Annotated in this window: 16 protein-coding genes, 1 tRNA gene, 1 rRNA gene and 1 other RNA gene; 17 read left to right on the top strand and 2 right to left on the bottom strand. The window is 40.7% G+C overall.

Annotated features, from left to right (window positions below; translation table 11 throughout):
• The 5 genes from rrf to B7725_RS01940 form a co-directional block, all read left to right on the top strand.
• Positions 1 to 94 (top strand): 5S ribosomal RNA (gene rrf / locus B7725_RS01960); the annotation flags it as partial.
• A gap of 5 nt (positions 95 to 99) precedes the next feature.
• Positions 100 to 173 (top strand) — tRNA-Asn (locus B7725_RS01955).
• Between the two features lie 140 nt (positions 174 to 313).
• Entirely contained in the window at positions 314 to 1,249 is a 936-nt protein-coding gene (locus B7725_RS01950; protein ID WP_084874305.1) for an IS30 family transposase, read from the top strand.
• 202 nt (positions 1,250 to 1,451) lie between these two features.
• Positions 1,452 to 1,688, top strand: a complete 237-nt coding sequence (comW, locus tag B7725_RS10075; RefSeq protein ID WP_084874304.1) for a sigma(X)-activator ComW — start codon at positions 1,452 to 1,454, stop codon at positions 1,686 to 1,688.
• A gap of 242 nt (positions 1,689 to 1,930) precedes the next feature.
• Positions 1,931 to 3,217, top strand: a complete 1,287-nt coding sequence (locus B7725_RS01940; RefSeq protein WP_000205046.1) for an adenylosuccinate synthase — start codon at positions 1,931 to 1,933, stop codon at positions 3,215 to 3,217.
• A gap of 480 nt (positions 3,218 to 3,697) precedes the next feature.
• On the opposite strand, the gene B7725_RS01935 is transcribed toward B7725_RS01940, so the two are convergent.
• Complete coding sequence (locus B7725_RS01935; protein WP_084874303.1) at positions 3,698 to 4,243, bottom strand: hypothetical protein; 546 nt, start codon at positions 4,241 to 4,243, stop codon at positions 3,698 to 3,700.
• A gap of 265 nt (positions 4,244 to 4,508) precedes the next feature.
• On the opposite strand from B7725_RS01935, the gene tadA reads away from it, so the two are divergent.
• The 8 genes from tadA to B7725_RS01895 all read left to right on the top strand — a co-directional run bounded on the left by tadA (position 4,509) and on the right by B7725_RS01895 (position 9,803).
• A complete protein-coding gene (tadA, locus tag B7725_RS01930; protein ID WP_084874302.1) occupies positions 4,509 to 4,976 on the top strand; it encodes a tRNA adenosine(34) deaminase TadA in 468 nt (155 codons plus the stop codon).
• A gap of 32 nt (positions 4,977 to 5,008) precedes the next feature.
• An RNA gene (gene ffs / locus B7725_RS01925) (signal recognition particle sRNA small type) lies at positions 5,009 to 5,108 on the top strand.
• A gap of 54 nt (positions 5,109 to 5,162) precedes the next feature.
• Positions 5,163 to 5,606 (top strand): dUTP diphosphatase, encoded by a 444-nt coding sequence (locus tag B7725_RS01920; protein WP_000701981.1) that lies wholly within the window; start codon positions 5,163 to 5,165, stop codon positions 5,604 to 5,606.
• Between the two features lies 1 nt (position 5,607).
• Positions 5,608 to 6,123: a histidine phosphatase family protein gene (locus tag B7725_RS01915; protein ID WP_193431818.1), complete on the top strand. Its 516-nt coding sequence runs from the start codon at positions 5,608 to 5,610 to the stop codon at positions 6,121 to 6,123.
• Positions 6,124 to 6,136: 13 nt separating this feature from the next.
• On the top strand, positions 6,137 to 7,498 hold the full coding sequence (radA, locus tag B7725_RS01910) for a DNA repair protein RadA (RefSeq protein WP_084874300.1): 1,362 nt from the start codon (positions 6,137 to 6,139) through the stop codon (positions 7,496 to 7,498).
• Positions 7,499 to 7,570: 72 nt separating this feature from the next.
• Entirely contained in the window at positions 7,571 to 8,065 is a 495-nt protein-coding gene (locus B7725_RS01905) for a beta-class carbonic anhydrase (protein WP_002876632.1), read from the top strand.
• 212 nt (positions 8,066 to 8,277) lie between these two features.
• The gene (locus tag B7725_RS01900; RefSeq protein WP_084874299.1) at positions 8,278 to 9,246 is read left to right on the top strand and encodes a ribose-phosphate diphosphokinase; all 969 of its coding nucleotides are present in this window, start codon (positions 8,278 to 8,280) and stop codon (positions 9,244 to 9,246) included.
• A 119-nt stretch (positions 9,247 to 9,365) separates the two neighbouring features.
• Complete coding sequence (locus B7725_RS01895) at positions 9,366 to 9,803, top strand: CoA-binding protein (RefSeq protein WP_084874298.1); 438 nt, start codon at positions 9,366 to 9,368, stop codon at positions 9,801 to 9,803.
• A 27-nt stretch (positions 9,804 to 9,830) separates the two neighbouring features.
• Here B7725_RS01895 and B7725_RS01890 read toward each other — a convergent pair whose 3' ends face one another.
• Positions 9,831 to 10,841: a YeiH family protein gene (locus tag B7725_RS01890; RefSeq protein WP_084874297.1), complete on the bottom strand. Its 1,011-nt coding sequence runs from the start codon at positions 10,839 to 10,841 to the stop codon at positions 9,831 to 9,833.
• 148 nt (positions 10,842 to 10,989) lie between these two features.
• On the opposite strand from B7725_RS01890, the gene B7725_RS01885 reads away from it, so the two are divergent.
• From B7725_RS01885 to B7725_RS01870, 4 genes are read left to right on the top strand one after another with little or no spacing between them, the layout of a single operon-like run.
• On the top strand, positions 10,990 to 12,159 hold the full coding sequence (locus B7725_RS01885) for a pyridoxal phosphate-dependent aminotransferase (protein WP_000366366.1): 1,170 nt from the start codon (positions 10,990 to 10,992) through the stop codon (positions 12,157 to 12,159).
• Positions 12,156 to 12,926: a DNA repair protein RecO gene (recO, locus tag B7725_RS01880; RefSeq protein ID WP_000616147.1), complete on the top strand. Its 771-nt coding sequence runs from the start codon at positions 12,156 to 12,158 to the stop codon at positions 12,924 to 12,926. The genes B7725_RS01885 and recO overlap by 4 nt, the downstream gene beginning before the upstream one ends.
• Positions 12,923 to 13,915, top strand: coding sequence for a phosphate acyltransferase PlsX (gene plsX / locus B7725_RS01875; RefSeq protein ID WP_000717447.1), 993 nt, complete (start codon positions 12,923 to 12,925; stop codon positions 13,913 to 13,915). Before recO ends, plsX begins: the two co-directional genes overlap by 4 nt.
• Positions 13,916 to 13,919: 4 nt before the next feature.
• Complete coding sequence (locus B7725_RS01870) at positions 13,920 to 14,156, top strand: acyl carrier protein (protein WP_000136439.1); 237 nt, start codon at positions 13,920 to 13,922, stop codon at positions 14,154 to 14,156.
• Positions 14,157 to 14,603: the final 447 nt, after the last annotated feature.

The following is a 14,603-nucleotide window of genomic DNA, read 5'->3' as shown; positions in this document are numbered from 1 at the left end:
ATACACCTGTACCCATGCCGAACACAGCAGTTAAGCCCTAGAACGCCGGAAGTAGTTGGGGGTTGCCCCCTGTGAGATATGGAAGTCGCTTAGCTTTTATCCGCCATAGCTCAGTTGGTAGTAGCGCATGACTGTTAATCATGATGTCGTAGGTTCGAGTCCTACTGGCGGAGTATAAGAGTATAAATCGAAACGTTCAATTGAGCGTTTTTTTCTATAGATAAATTGTAAAATATAGTGCAACCAAAAAACTCATAGCGTTTCATTGGTGTAAACTGTAAGTAACCACACAAACAGAACCCGAGGAAAAACTATGAGCTACTTCCATCTTACCATAACCGACCGAATAAAGATAGAAACCTACTTGGAATTAGGTTTGAAACCTTGCCAAATTGCAAGTAAACTTGGCGTCTATAAGTCTACCATTTCAAGAGAGTTAAGACGATGCCAAAATGCTTACTCCGCCGTCTTAGCACAGGAACAGTACGACCACAGGGCTAAGCAAAAAGGTCGGAAGTCTCGTTTGACACCAACGTTGAAAAAGGAAATTGAGGACTGTTTAAAATGCTCCTGGTCGCCTGAACAGATTTGTGGTCGCTATCAGCTTGAAAAAAAGCCAATGGTAGGTTTTAAAACCATCTATAACTGGCTCTATGCTGGTTTGATTGATCTGGATTTGAGTATCCTTCGTCGTAAAGGCAAAACTCGACAACCTAAAGAAACACGTGGAAGATTTAGGATTGGCAGGTCGATTGCCAAACGTCCTAAAGAGGTCAGAAATCGTGAAACTTTTGGCCACTGGGAGCCCGATATTGTAGTGTCTTCTAGAGGCAAAAGCAAGGGTTGTTTAGCTACCTTTCTGGAGCGAAAAACGCGCTTTTACTTAGCTTTCAAGATACCAGACAGAACAGCCAAAGCCATGTTTTCAGCCATCGAACAACTTTGTAGGCTATTTCCAAAAGAGACTCTTAAAACCTTCATTTCAGACAGGGGAAAAGAGTTCGCCTGCTATCCTCTGGTAGAGAATTTAGGAATTTCCTTTTTCTTTGCGGACGCCTATTTATCCTGGCAGAGAGGAAGCAATGAAAACGCAAATGGCTTACTAAGAGAATATTTCCCAAAGAAAACAGATTTAGCTGCTATATCTGATGAGGCTTTGAACAAGGCCTTATATGATATCAACCACCGACCACGAAAATGTTTAGCTTACAGAACGTCTTATGAAGCTCTAGTGGATGAGTTAAAGTAAATGTTGCACTTATTCTTGCAATTTATCATTTATAAATATAGTGGACTGTTGAAATTTCAAATTTTATTTTTTAAGTCTATAATTACCTTTTTATTTTATTTTTAGTTCGTTTAGCTTTAAATTCTTCTTTTATAGGATTTGAAGCTTTTTTAGTTCCTTTTTTTGTTAGACTAGTGTTACTAATAAGAAAGGGAATTTTTATATGCTTCAGAAATTTTATGATCGAGCATTTGTTTTTTTGAAACTAGTTGAACAAGAATATTCCTCTTTAGGCCAGAGTTGTGCTGAGTGGGAATCACTTCATCTTCGGTTTTTACTATATTATTTAATCCGATTTAAAATAAAAAGTGATAGGGACTTTTCACTATATCACTTTAAAACAGCTTATCGCCTATATCTAGATAAATTACTGCAAGGTGGTACAACTCTTATCCAATAAGAAACTCATAAATCATATATCACGAACAATAATCTGTATTGATTTTATATTTTTTAGGATTTTGTTTAATTTTTAAGGTTTTGAATTTTGTTATTTACAGAAATTCCAAATCTTTTCTACTGTTTCTTCTTGATAAAATAGTGTTTTTTTCTTATAATAAATTGTAAGATATAATTGCGGGTGAAATTCCTGCCATGTATATGAGAAAGGACGAGCTCCTAGTAGCTCAGACGAATTTTATTATGACTTCAGTTGTTGTTGTAGGTACCCAATGGGGTGATGAAGGTAAAGGGAAAATTACAGATTTTCTTTCAGCTAATGCAGAGGTAATTGCTCGTTATCAAGGTGGTGATAATGCAGGTCACACCATTGTTATTGATGGTAAAAAGTTTAAGTTGCACTTGATCCCATCTGGAATTTTCTTCCCTGAAAAAATTTCAGTTATTGGAAACGGTATGGTTGTAAACCCTAAATCTCTTGTGAAAGAGTTGTCTTATTTGCATGAAGAAGGTGTTACAACAGATAATCTACGTATCTCTGATCGTGCGCATGTTATTTTGCCTTACCACATCGAGTTGGATCGCTTGCAAGAAGAGGCTAAGGGTGACAATAAGATTGGTACTACAATAAAGGGAATTGGTCCAGCATATATGGACAAAGCTGCTCGTGTTGGAATTCGTATTGCGGATCTTTTGGATAAAGAGATTTTTCGTGAGCGTTTAGAGCGCAATCTTGCGGAAAAGAATCGTTTGTTTGAAAAATTATATGATAGTGAACCTATTTCATTCGATGATATTTTTGAAGAATATTATGAATACGGGCAACAAATTAAACAATATGTGACAGATACTTCTGTTATCTTGAACGATGCGCTTGATAATGGCAAACGTGTGCTTTTTGAAGGTGCACAAGGTGTCATGTTGGACATTGACCAAGGGACTTATCCATTTGTTACTTCTTCAAACCCTGTCGCTGGTGGTGTGACAATTGGATCTGGTGTTGGTCCAAGTAAGATTGACAAGGTTGTAGGTGTTTGTAAAGCCTATACGAGTCGTGTAGGTGACGGACCTTTCCCAACTGAGTTGTTTGATGAAGTGGGAGATCGTATCCGTGAAGTAGGTCATGAATATGGTACAACAACTGGCCGTCCACGTCGTGTAGGTTGGTTTGACTCAGTTGTGATGCGTCATAGCCGCCGTGTATCTGGGATTACAAATCTTTCATTGAACTCTATTGATGTTTTGAGTGGTTTGGATACAGTTAAAATCTGTGTGGCCTATGATCTTGATGGTCAACGTATTGACTACTATCCAGCTAGTCTTGAACAGTTGAAACGTTGCAAGCCAATCTACGAGGAATTGCCAGGTTGGTCAGAAGACATCACTGGAGTCCGTAATTTAGAAGACCTTCCTGAGAATGCACGTAACTATGTCCGTCGTGTAAGCGAGTTGGTTGGGGTTCGTATTTCTACTTTCTCAGTAGGTCCTGATCGTGAACAAACTAATATTTTAGAAAGTGTTTGGTCATAGGAGATTTTTAAGATTAGTTTAAGACAGGTTGGGTATACTATAGACAGTTACAAGAAGACCTCCTAACTTGTTGTAACAAATATCCTAAACTTTTCTTTTTCATAATAATCTCCCTATTAAGTCACCCCATTGGGTGGCTTTTTTAGTTCATAAGTCCTATACAGGCTTCTACTTGACTTTTTAAGATAAAGAAAAAAACAGTGGGACAGAAATCTGTAGACCAAGTCTTAATTTGATAGAACTAGAATTTCATGGTTTCAACAATTTGGTAGATTGGTTAAGGTTGTGGATAGAGAAAGGAAGTTTTGTTCAAAGGAGCTTTTGAATTTTAAAATACCAACAAACAGTTTAATCTACTAATAAATTATAGGTGTACAACTAAGCAAAAATGAGGTTGGGATTTTTGGTCCCAACCTCTTCAGTGAACTATTTTCTTTAGAATTTATAAGTTAGATAAAACTAAATTTTTTGTAAATTAGCTTATTTGATAACTTGGTTTCCTGATTTGTCATTTTGAATTTGGTTTATTTCGTGCATAAAAACATCTGCTTTCAGTTTATCTGTGATAATACTGGCACTTATTAGCTTATTTAGATTTTTCTCATATCCTTCTAAAAAAATAGGATTTCTAATTTTCATGGTTAACTTTGCACAATTAAAGGGACGCTTTTTAATGGTTATTTGTTCGATATCTTGAAGTTTAAATTGATAATGTAATACGCTGAGGCCTCTGCTACTATAGGTATAATACTGAGCAGTATTGTTTTTATGAACTTCTAATTTTACTCCATTTATGAAGAGATAATACCCCATAAACCATAGAAGAAGTGGAACATAAATCAGTACAATTGCTATAATAATCTTGTCTGTAAAATCGGTATTATAAGCTATCAGATGCTTTAAAATCCAGAGAATCATAACAGATAAAGATATCATGAATGGTCCCCCTGCTCTATTAAATTGATTTTTATATGGAAACATTAAGGTAAATTTTGATTTATCCAGTAATAACTCTAATTTCATCATTTACTCTTTCATATTGTTTATTGTATAAATTTCAGTATATTCATCTCTTGAACTTTCTATGTCAGTTATCTCCATTATTTTAAGTTCATGATTTCTGATTTTCTATCAATTTTGCTAATATTATACTCTTTTTAAAACATTATTTCTACAATCCAGCGATTTGATAATATCTAAAGTTAGTCAGTGTAAATATTATAGAGCTCTTTTTTTGTCTAGGAAAACATGCTATAATGATAGAATTGATAATCAGGAAAAGAGAGAAACTATGGATTATACAGTTGAAGAAAAAGAAGCTTTTATGAGAGAAGCCTTGAAGGAGGCAGAAATTGCTCTGGAACACGATGAAATTCCAATTGGCTGTGTGATTGTCAAGGATGGAGAAATCATTGGTAGGGGGCATAATGCGCGCGAGGAGTTGCAACGGGCGGTTATGCATGCAGAAATCATGGCTATAGAGAATGCGAACGTGAGTGAAGAGAGTTGGCGTTTGCTGGATTGTACCCTTTTTGTGACCATTGAGCCTTGTGTCATGTGCAGTGGGGCAATTGGGCTTGCCCGTATTCCAAACGTAGTCTACGGGGCTAAGAATCAGAAATTTGGTGCAGCTGGAAGTTTGTACGATATTTTGACAGATGAGCGTCTCAATCATCGTGTAGAGGTAGAAACGGGAATTTTGGAAGATGACTGTGCAGCGATTATGCAGGACTTTTTCCGAAATCGACGGAAAAAATAATTTCTCTTTAAAAAAAGAGGGGAATGTGGTATAATGAATAATGGAGCAACAGTTCTGCGTGAAGCGGGTCAGGGGAGGAATCCAGCAGCCCTAAGCGAGTGTGAATTGTGTGCTCTTTTTTCGTGCTTTTTTCGAATAAATAAGATAAAATAGCCTAGAATAAAAGATAATAGAAAAGAGAAAAAGATGAAAATTCGTGGTTTTGAATTGGTTTCGAGTTTTACAGATGAAAATTTATTGCCCAAGCGTGAGACAGCTCACGCGGCTGGTTACGACTTAAAGGTTGCGGAACGCACTGTGATTGCGCCAGGAGAGATTGTCTTGGTTCCGACAGGTGTTAAGGCCTATATGCAGCCGACAGAAGTGCTCTATCTCTATGACCGTTCATCAAACCCTCGCAAGAAGGGTTTGGTTTTGATTAACTCAGTTGGGGTCATTGATGGGGATTATTATGGAAATCCTGGGAATGAAGGCCATATCTTTGCTCAGATGAAAAATATTACTGACCAGGAAGTGGTTCTCGAAGTTGGGGAACGTGTGGTTCAGGCTGTCTTTGCGCCTTTCTTAATTGCAGACGGAGATGAGGCAGACGGGGTTCGGACAGGTGGATTTGGATCGACAGGGCACTAAGATGAAGATTATTTTTGTACGTCATGGGGAGCCGGATTATCGTGAACTAGAAAACCGTTCTTATACAGGTTTTGGGATGGACCTCGCTCCCTTATCTGAGGAAGGAAGACTGCAAGCTAAAGAACTTTGCCGAAATCCTTTGCTTGGCTCAGCTGATATACTGGTGTCTTCTGCAGTAACTAGGGCTTTAGAAACTGCATCTTATGTGGTTCGTGCTACTGGCCTTCCTTTGAGAGTAGAACCCTTATTGCATGAATGGCAGGTTTACGAAAGTGGTATAGAGAATTTTGAAAAAGCACGTACTCTGTTTTTAGAAAACAAGGGGGAGTTGCTTTCTAATAGTCCTATTCAATATGAGACAGCTGCGGAGATGAAGGCGCGTTTTTTGGAAACTATGATAAAGTACCGAGACTACCAGACAGTGCTAGTGGTAGCTCATCGAATGCTCATGCGCCAATTTGTACCAGACGAGAAGATTGATTTTTGCCAAGTAATTGAGTGTGAGGTAGAGATTTAGAAAGAGGTTTATCATCGCAAAGAAAAAAGCGACATTTGTGTGTCAAAATTGTGAATATAATTCACCTAAGTATCTAGGACGCTGTCCAAACTGTGGAGCTTGGTCGTCTTTTATAGAAGAGATCGAGGTTGTCGAGGTTAAGAATGCGCGTGTGTCCTTGACAGGTGAAAAAACCAAGCCTATGAAACTGGCTGAAGTGACTTCAATCAACGTCAATCGAACCAAGACCGAGATGGAGGAATTTAACCGTGTGCTTGGAGGCGGAGTGGTACCAGGAAGTCTCGTCCTTATCGGTGGGGATCCAGGAATCGGGAAATCAACCCTTCTCTTACAAGTTTCAACCCAGTTGTCTCAAGTGGGTACGGTTCTCTACGTCAGTGGTGAGGAGTCTGCCCAGCAAATCAAGCTACGAGCAGAGCGCTTGGGGGATATTGATAGTGAGTTTTATCTCTATGCAGAGACCAATATGCAGAGTGTTCGAGCTGAGGTAGAGCGTATCCAACCTGACTTTCTCATCATCGACTCTATCCAGACTGTTATGTCTCCTGAGATTTCTGGAGTGCAAGGGTCAGTTTCTCAAGTGCGAGAGGTGACAGCTGAGCTCATGCAGCTGGCCAAGACTAATAACATTGCCATCTTTATCGTAGGGCATGTGACCAAGGAAGGGACCTTGGCTGGTCCGCGTATGTTGGAGCATATGGTAGATACAGTGCTTTACTTTGAAGGGGAACGTCACCATACCTTTCGTATCTTGAGAGCGGTCAAAAATCGTTTTGGATCCACTAATGAGATTGGGATTTTTGAGATGCGGTCGGGCGGATTGGTTGAGGTACTCAATCCGAGTCAAGTTTTCCTAGAAGAGCGTTTGGATGGGGCTACTGGCTCGTCAATCGTTGTGACCATGGAAGGGACCCGTCCGATTTTGGCGGAGGTTCAGGCTTTGGTAACACCAACCATGTTTGGAAATGCTAAACGCACGACGACAGGACTTGATTTCAATCGTGCGAGTCTGATTATGGCTGTTTTGGAAAAACGAGCAGGGCTTCTCTTGCAAAATCAGGATGCCTATCTCAAATCTGCTGGCGGTGTCAAATTGGATGAACCTGCGATTGACTTGGCTGTTGCGGTTGCCATTGCTTCGAGCTACAAAGACAAGCCTACCAATCCTCAGGAATGTTTTGTAGGTGAACTGGGCTTGACGGGAGAGATTCGGCGTGTGAATCGTATCGAGCAGCGCATCAATGAAGCTGCTAAACTAGGCTTTACAAAAATTTATGTACCCAAAAATTCCTTGACAGGCATTAAACCACCTCAAGAAATTCAGGTCATTGGAGTGACAACGATTCAGGAAGTTTTGAAAAGGCTCTTTGCATAATCCGTGACAAATCCTCTTAAAAATGATAAGATAGGAGAAATATTTGATTATCAAATTTTTGAGGAGGGAATCGTGTCGTATTTTGAACAGTTTATGCAAGCCAATCAGGCTTATGTTGCCCTACATGGGCAGTTAAATCTGCCACTTAAACCCAAAACCAGAGTAGCTATCGTGACCTGTATGGACTCACGTCTGCACGTTGCGCAAGCTCTAGGTTTGGCCCTTGGGGATGCCCATATCCTACGGAATGCGGGTGGTCGAGTAACTGAGGACATGATTCGTTCGCTGGTGATTTCCCAGCAACAAATGGGGACTAGAGAGATTGTGGTGCTTCACCATACAGACTGTGGAGCTCAAACCTTTCAAAATGAAAGTTTTCATGAACATTTGAAACACGAGCTCGGAGTTGATGTGTCTGATCAAGATTTTTTACCATTCCAGGATGTTGAAGAGAGTGTGAGAGAGGATATGCAGTTGCTTCGAGAATCTCCACTGATTCCTGATGATGTGGTTATTTCAGGTGCTGTCTATGATGTGGATACAGGGAGTATGAGAGAAGTATACTAACTTCATCTCGCAGAATTCTAATCCTAGCATAAGATCGCTACTTCAAATGTAGCGATTTTAATTTTAATATAGCTAATATAAAATAGCAAAAACAAGGGTATAAATGTTTGCTCTTGTTTTATTTTTGATTGAAAAATAAAGGAAAAAGCGCTACAATGGTAGATGGAAAATGTTGCGAAAAAACAAGTGATACATAAATACCGGAGGAAATCATGTCTTTTTCTGATTTAAAGCTGTTTGCCCTTTCTTCTAATAGAGAATTGGCAGAGCGTGTGGCGCAAGAGATTGGGATAGAGTTGGGGAAATCGACTGTTCGCCAATTTTCAGATGGAGAGATTCAGGTCAACATTGAAGAATCAATCCGTGGAAAACACGTCTTTATCCTACAATCAACGAGTTCACCTGTAAATGATAATTTACTTGAAATTTTGATTATGGTGGACGCATTGAAGCGTGCTAGTGCAGAATCTGTCAACGTTGTCATGCCTTACTATGGATATGCACGTCAGGATAGAAAGGCGCGCGCGCGTGAGCCAATCACTTCAAAACTCGTTGCAAATATGCTAGAAGTGGCCGGAGTGGATCGTTTGTTGACGATTGATTTGCACGCTGCACAGATTCAGGGATTCTTTGATATTCCTGTAGATCACTTGATGGGTGCTCCATTGATTGCGGACTATTTTGAACGCCGTGGCATGGTTGGCTCTGACTACGTGGTTGTCAGTCCAGACCATGGTGGGGTGACTCGTGCTCGTAAGTTGGCAGAGTTTTTGAAAACTCCGATTGCGATTATTGACAAACGCCGTAGTGTAGACAAGATGAATACCAGTGAAGTGATGAACATTATCGGTAAGGTAGAAGGTAAGACTTGTATCTTGATTGACGATATGATCGATACAGCTGGAACTATTTGTCATGCGGCAGATGCTCTTGCTGAAGCAGGTGCTGTTGAAGTTTACGCAAGCTGTACGCACCCAGTTCTTTCTGGGCCAGCTATGGACAATATCCAAAAATCAGCTATTAAGAGATTGGTTGTTTTGGATACCATCTACCTACCAGAAGAGCGTTTGATTGATAAGATTGAACAGATCTCTATTGCCCACCTCTTAGGAGATGCTATCGTACGTATCCATGAAAAACGCCCTCTTTCTCCTCTATTTTGTATTGAGAAAAAGATTTAATCTTTCACTTGAAATAGATAGTTCTCCTAGCAAGTTTCTTTTCTTGCTAGGAGATTTTTGTAGTCAAAACCTGCAAGCCTTTTCAAAATGTGCTATACTGAGAAAAAAGGAGGATTTCTATGAGTCAAGAATTTATCAATCCAAGTGATGGTGTGATTCGTCAGTATCTGGCAACCAGTAAAACGTTAGCGGTAGTGGGCTTGTCCGATCGTGAGGAAACAACTAGCAATCGAGTGACTAAGGAAATGCAGGATCGGGGCTATAAAATCATTCCAGTTAATCCCAAGGCTGCAGGTGGGGAAATCTTGGGAGAAAAGGCTTATGCGAGTCTAACTGAGATTCCTTTTCCTGTGGATATTGTCAATGTATACCGACGGAGCGAGTTTTTGCCAGATGTGGCGCGTGATTTTCTCAAGGCTGATGCCAAGATTTTTTGGGCGCAATTAGGACTTGAAAATCTAGAAGCGGAAGAAATCTTGCGTGCTGGAGGATGCGATGACATCGTGATGAATCGCTGTATCAAGAGAGAACATACTCGCTTAATTCTTGAGCAATAAAAAGGTAGCCATGGGCTACCTTTTGTATTATAAAGTACCAATCAATGCTTGCATACCAAGACTGGTGAGGATGATGGCAATCCAGCAAAGGGCTCCGAGGACAATAGATTTGCCACTGGATCTAACCATGGCAATTAGATTGGTTTTGAGACCGATAGCACTCATGGCCATGATGATAAAGAATTTAGAGAGTTGTTTGAGAGGGGTAAAGAAACTACTGGACACACCAAGAGAGGTAAGGAGAGTCATTAAGAGAGAGGCCAGGATAAAATAAAGGATAAAAAGTGGGAAAACTTTTTTCAGTTGTACGCCTTGTTTATTTTCTTGTTGGCGACTTTGCCAGTAGGAGAGAAAGAGAGTGATGGGAATGATCGCTAAGGTGCGTGTGAGTTTAACAATGGTTGCAGACTCGAGGGTATTGGTCTGATAAAGACTGTCCCAGGCACTAGCTGTGGCCGTTACAGAAGAAGTATCATTGACCGCAGTTCCTGCAAAGAGGGCAAAGCCGTCATTAGATAGGTGAAGCCAGGTTCCTAGAGTTGGAAAGATGAGCGCAGCCAAGATATTGAAGAAAAAGATAACGGAAATGGCTTGGGCAACCTCCTTTTCTTTGGCATGGATAACGGGTGCTGTAGCAGCAATGGCAGAGCCACCACAGATAGAAGAACCCACACCAATCAAGGTAGCCAGTTTTGTGTCTAGTGCAAAGAAACGCTGGAAGAGGTAGGCGACGATTAAGGAAATCGAAATGGTGGAAAGGATGACAGGGAGTGAAGTTTGTCCGACTGCAAAGACTTGCGAGATATTGAGACCAAAACCAAGCAAGATGACGGCATACTGGAGTAATTTTTTGGAACTAAAGGTCAAACCTGCATCTAGTTGTTTGTAGGGCGAGAGCCAGGGGTGTAGGAGCATTCCTATAAAGATTGCAAAAACGGGTGCACCCACGACGGGGAAAAGTCCTCCTATAAACCAAGAAATGATAGAAATGAGAAGGCAGGTGAAGATGCCTGCTCCATTTTTTGATAGAAATGACATAAAAACCTCCAATCATAATCTGTTACCATTATAGACCTGTAAACAGGAAAAGTAAAATAGAAAGTGGAAAGCTATTCTATAATGTATTTTTGCGGTCGGGGGGCTTTTGTAGTATAATAGAGATACGTTTTGAGAGTAGGAGGTATCTATGGACTTAACCAAGCGCTTTAATAAACAATTAGATAAGATTCAAGTTTCGTTGATTCGCCAGTTTGACCAGGCTATTTCGGAGATTCCTGGGGTCCTGCGTTTGACCTTGGGGGAACCTGATTTTACAACGCCAGATCATGTTAAGGAAGCGGCTAAGCGGGCCATCGACCAGAACCAATCCTACTATACAGGGATGAGTGGTCTGTTAACATTACGTCAGGCAGCCAGTGATTTTGTAAAAGAAAAATACCAGCTAGATTACAATCCTGAAAATGAAATCTTGGTTACAATTGGGGCGACAGAGGCTTTATCGGCTACTTTGACAGCTATTTTGGAAGAGGGAGATAAGGTGCTCTTGCCAGCTCCTGCCTATCCAGGTTATGAGCCAATTGTCAATCTAGTTGGGGCAGAGGTTGTCGAGATTGATACGACTGAAAATGGTTTTGTCTTGACTCCTGAGATGTTGGAAAAGGCCATTTTGGAGCAAGGCGACAAGCTCAAGGCTGTCATTCTCAACTATCCGGCTAATCCGACAGGAATTACCTATAGTCGGGAGCAGTTGGAAGCCTTGGCAGACGTTTTACGCAAGTATGAAATTTTTGTTGTCTGTGATGAGGTTTACTCAGAATTAACCTATACAGGCGAAGCCCATGTATCTCTGGGAACGATGCTGAGAGACCAGGCTATTATTATCAATGGTTTATCTAAGTCTCATGCTATGACAGGTTGGCGTTTAGGCTTTATCTTTGCTCCTGTGGCCTTTACAGCTCAGTTAATCAAGAGTCACCAGTACTTGGTAACTGCCGCAAACACTATGGCTCAACATGCTGCGGTGGAGGCTTTGACCGCTGGTAAAAACGACGCGGAGCCTATGAAGAAGGAGTACATCCAGCGTCGAGATTATATCATCGAGAAGATGACTGCTCTTGGTTTTGAGATTATCAAACCAGACGGAGCCTTCTATATCTTTGCTAAGATTCCAGCAGGTTACAATCAAGACTCCTTTGCTTTTCTGAAGGATTTTGCTCAGAAGAAGGCTGTTGCCTTTATTCCGGGTGCTGCTTTTGGTCAGTATGGAGAAGGCTATGTGCGTCTGTCTTATGCAGCCAGCATGGAAACGATCAGAGAGGCTATGAAACGACTTGAGGAGTACATGAGAGAAGCATGATTCAGTCTATCACGAGTCAAGGCTTGGTGCTCTATAATCGTAACTTTCGTGAGGATGACAAGTTAGTCAAGATTTTTACCGAGCAAGCGGGCAAGCGCATGTTTTTCGTCAAACACGCTGGTCAGTCCAAACTGGCCCCTGTTATTCAGCCCTTGGTGTTGGCTCGGTTTCTCTTGCGAATCAATGATGATGGACTCAGCTATATCGAAGACTACCATGAGGTGATGACCTTTCCCAAGATTAATAGTGATCTCTTTGTCATGGCCTATGCGACTTATGTTGCGGCTCTGGCCGATGCTAGTTTGCAGGATAATCAGCAGGATGCTCCCTTGTTTGCCTTCTTGAGAAAGACTCTGGAGTTGATGGAAGAGGGTTTAGATTATCAGGTTTTGACCAATATTTTTGAAATTCAAATCTTGAACCGATTTGGAATTGGGCTCAATTTTAATGAGTGTGTCTTTTGCCATCGGGTTGGTCAGGCCTTTGATTTTTCTTTCAAATATGGAGCTTGCCTCTGTCCAGACCATTACCATGAGGACGAGAAACGTTGCCATCTGAATCCCAACATCCCTTATCTGCTCAATCAATTTCAGGCTATTGATTTTGAGACCTTGGAGACCATTTCACTCAAGCCTGAAATCAAGCAAGACTTGCGCAAGTTTATGGATCAAATCTATGAAGAGTACGTCGGGATTCATCTAAAATCAAAAAAATTCATTGATTCCCTAGCCGACTGGGGACAATTACTAAAAGAGGAAGACAAATGAAAAAAATCGCAGTAGATGCTATGGGGGGCGATTATGCACCTCAAGCTATCGTTGAGGGTGTCAATCAAGCCCTTGCTGACTTTTCAGATATTGAGGTTCAACTTTATGGAGACGAAAGCAAAATCAAGCAATATCTAACAGCGACAGAACGCGTCAGCATTATCCATACGGATGAGAAGATTGATTTTGATGATGAGCCTACAAAAGCTATTCGTAAGAAGAAAAATGCCAGTATGGTATTAGCGGCTAAGGCAGTCAAAGAAGGAGAGGCAGATGCTGTCCTCTCGGCTGGGAATACAGGTGCCTTGTTGGCTGCAGGATTCTTCATTGTAGGTCGTATCAAGAATATCGACCGTCCTGGACTCATGTCGACCTTACCGACCATTGATGGAAAAGGGTTTGATATGCTAGATCTCGGTGCCAATGCGGAAAATACAGCCCATCATCTGCACCAATACGCTGTTTTGGGTTCCTTCTATGCGAAAAATGTTCGTGGGATTTCGAAACCACGTGTTGGTTTGCTCAATAATGGAACAGAAAGTAGCAAGGGTGACCCTCTTCGTAAGGAAACCTACGCCTTGCTAGCAGCTGATGAAAGCTTAAATTTTGTCGGAAACGTGGAAGCGCGTGATTTGATGAATGGCGTTGCGGATGTTGTTGTGGCAGATGGTTTCACGGGAAACGCTGTGCTCAAATCTATTGAAGGGACAGCCATGGGTATCATGGGCTTGCTTAAGACAGCTATAACAGGTGGTGGTCTTCGAGCGAAACTAGGTGCTCTTCTTCTCAAGGATAGCCTTAAAGGTTTGAAAAAGCAACTCAACTATTCAGATGTTGGTGGAGCGGTCTTGTTTGGTGTTAAGGCACCGGTTGTCAAGACTCATGGCTCAAGTGATGCCAAGGCTGTGTATAGTACGATTCGCCAGATTCGTACCATGCTAGAAACAGACGTAGTCGCCCAGACTGCGCGTGAATTTTCAGGAGAATAAAAAGATGACAGAAAAAGAAATTTTTGACCGTATTGTAACCATTATCCAAGAGCGACAGGGGGAGGACTTTGTCGTAACAGAAGCCTTGAGTTTGAAAGATGACCTAGATGCGGACTCAGTGGACTTGATGGAGTTCGTCTTGACGCTAGAAGATGAATTTGGAATCGAAATCAGCGATGAGGAAATCGACCATCTTAAAAGTGTAACAGATGTGATTGAAATCATTAAAGGTAAAATATAGCCAAAAGCAACATGCAAGTCATGTTGTTTTTTTGTTTGCAGAAAAAAGAAAAACGTTAAAATTTTTAGTAGGAATTGCGAATAAAGAGGTGAGAAAGAAAAAAGGAGGATTATCTATGTACGTGACCGGTTTCTATCCCTGGTTCATTAAGTGGTTTTTAAAATAAAAATGAATAAGTTGTTTATTTTCGAATTGTTTTTCGAATGGACAAGTGAGAAGAAAAGAAAGGAGACTATGTGATGTATTTACCAATCTTATTGCCATGGTTTATCAAATGGTATTTAAAATAAATGAAATTTACCTGTTCATTTTAAATCACTTCTCGAATAGATAAGTGAGAAGAATAGGAAGGAAAAAAAGGTTTTAGTAATTTATCCAATCTGGATTTTAAAATGGTTTAAGATCTAGAAGTCGTAAACTAAGAAATAGAAATAAAGGAGAAAAAAG

Source organism: Streptococcus oralis subsp. tigurinus (assembly GCF_002096275.1).
In the GTDB taxonomy this organism is placed as follows: domain Bacteria; phylum Bacillota; class Bacilli; order Lactobacillales; family Streptococcaceae; genus Streptococcus; species Streptococcus oralis_CN.
Note: the sequence above shows the minus strand (reverse complement) of the source record. Positions and strands in the feature narration are given on the sequence as shown.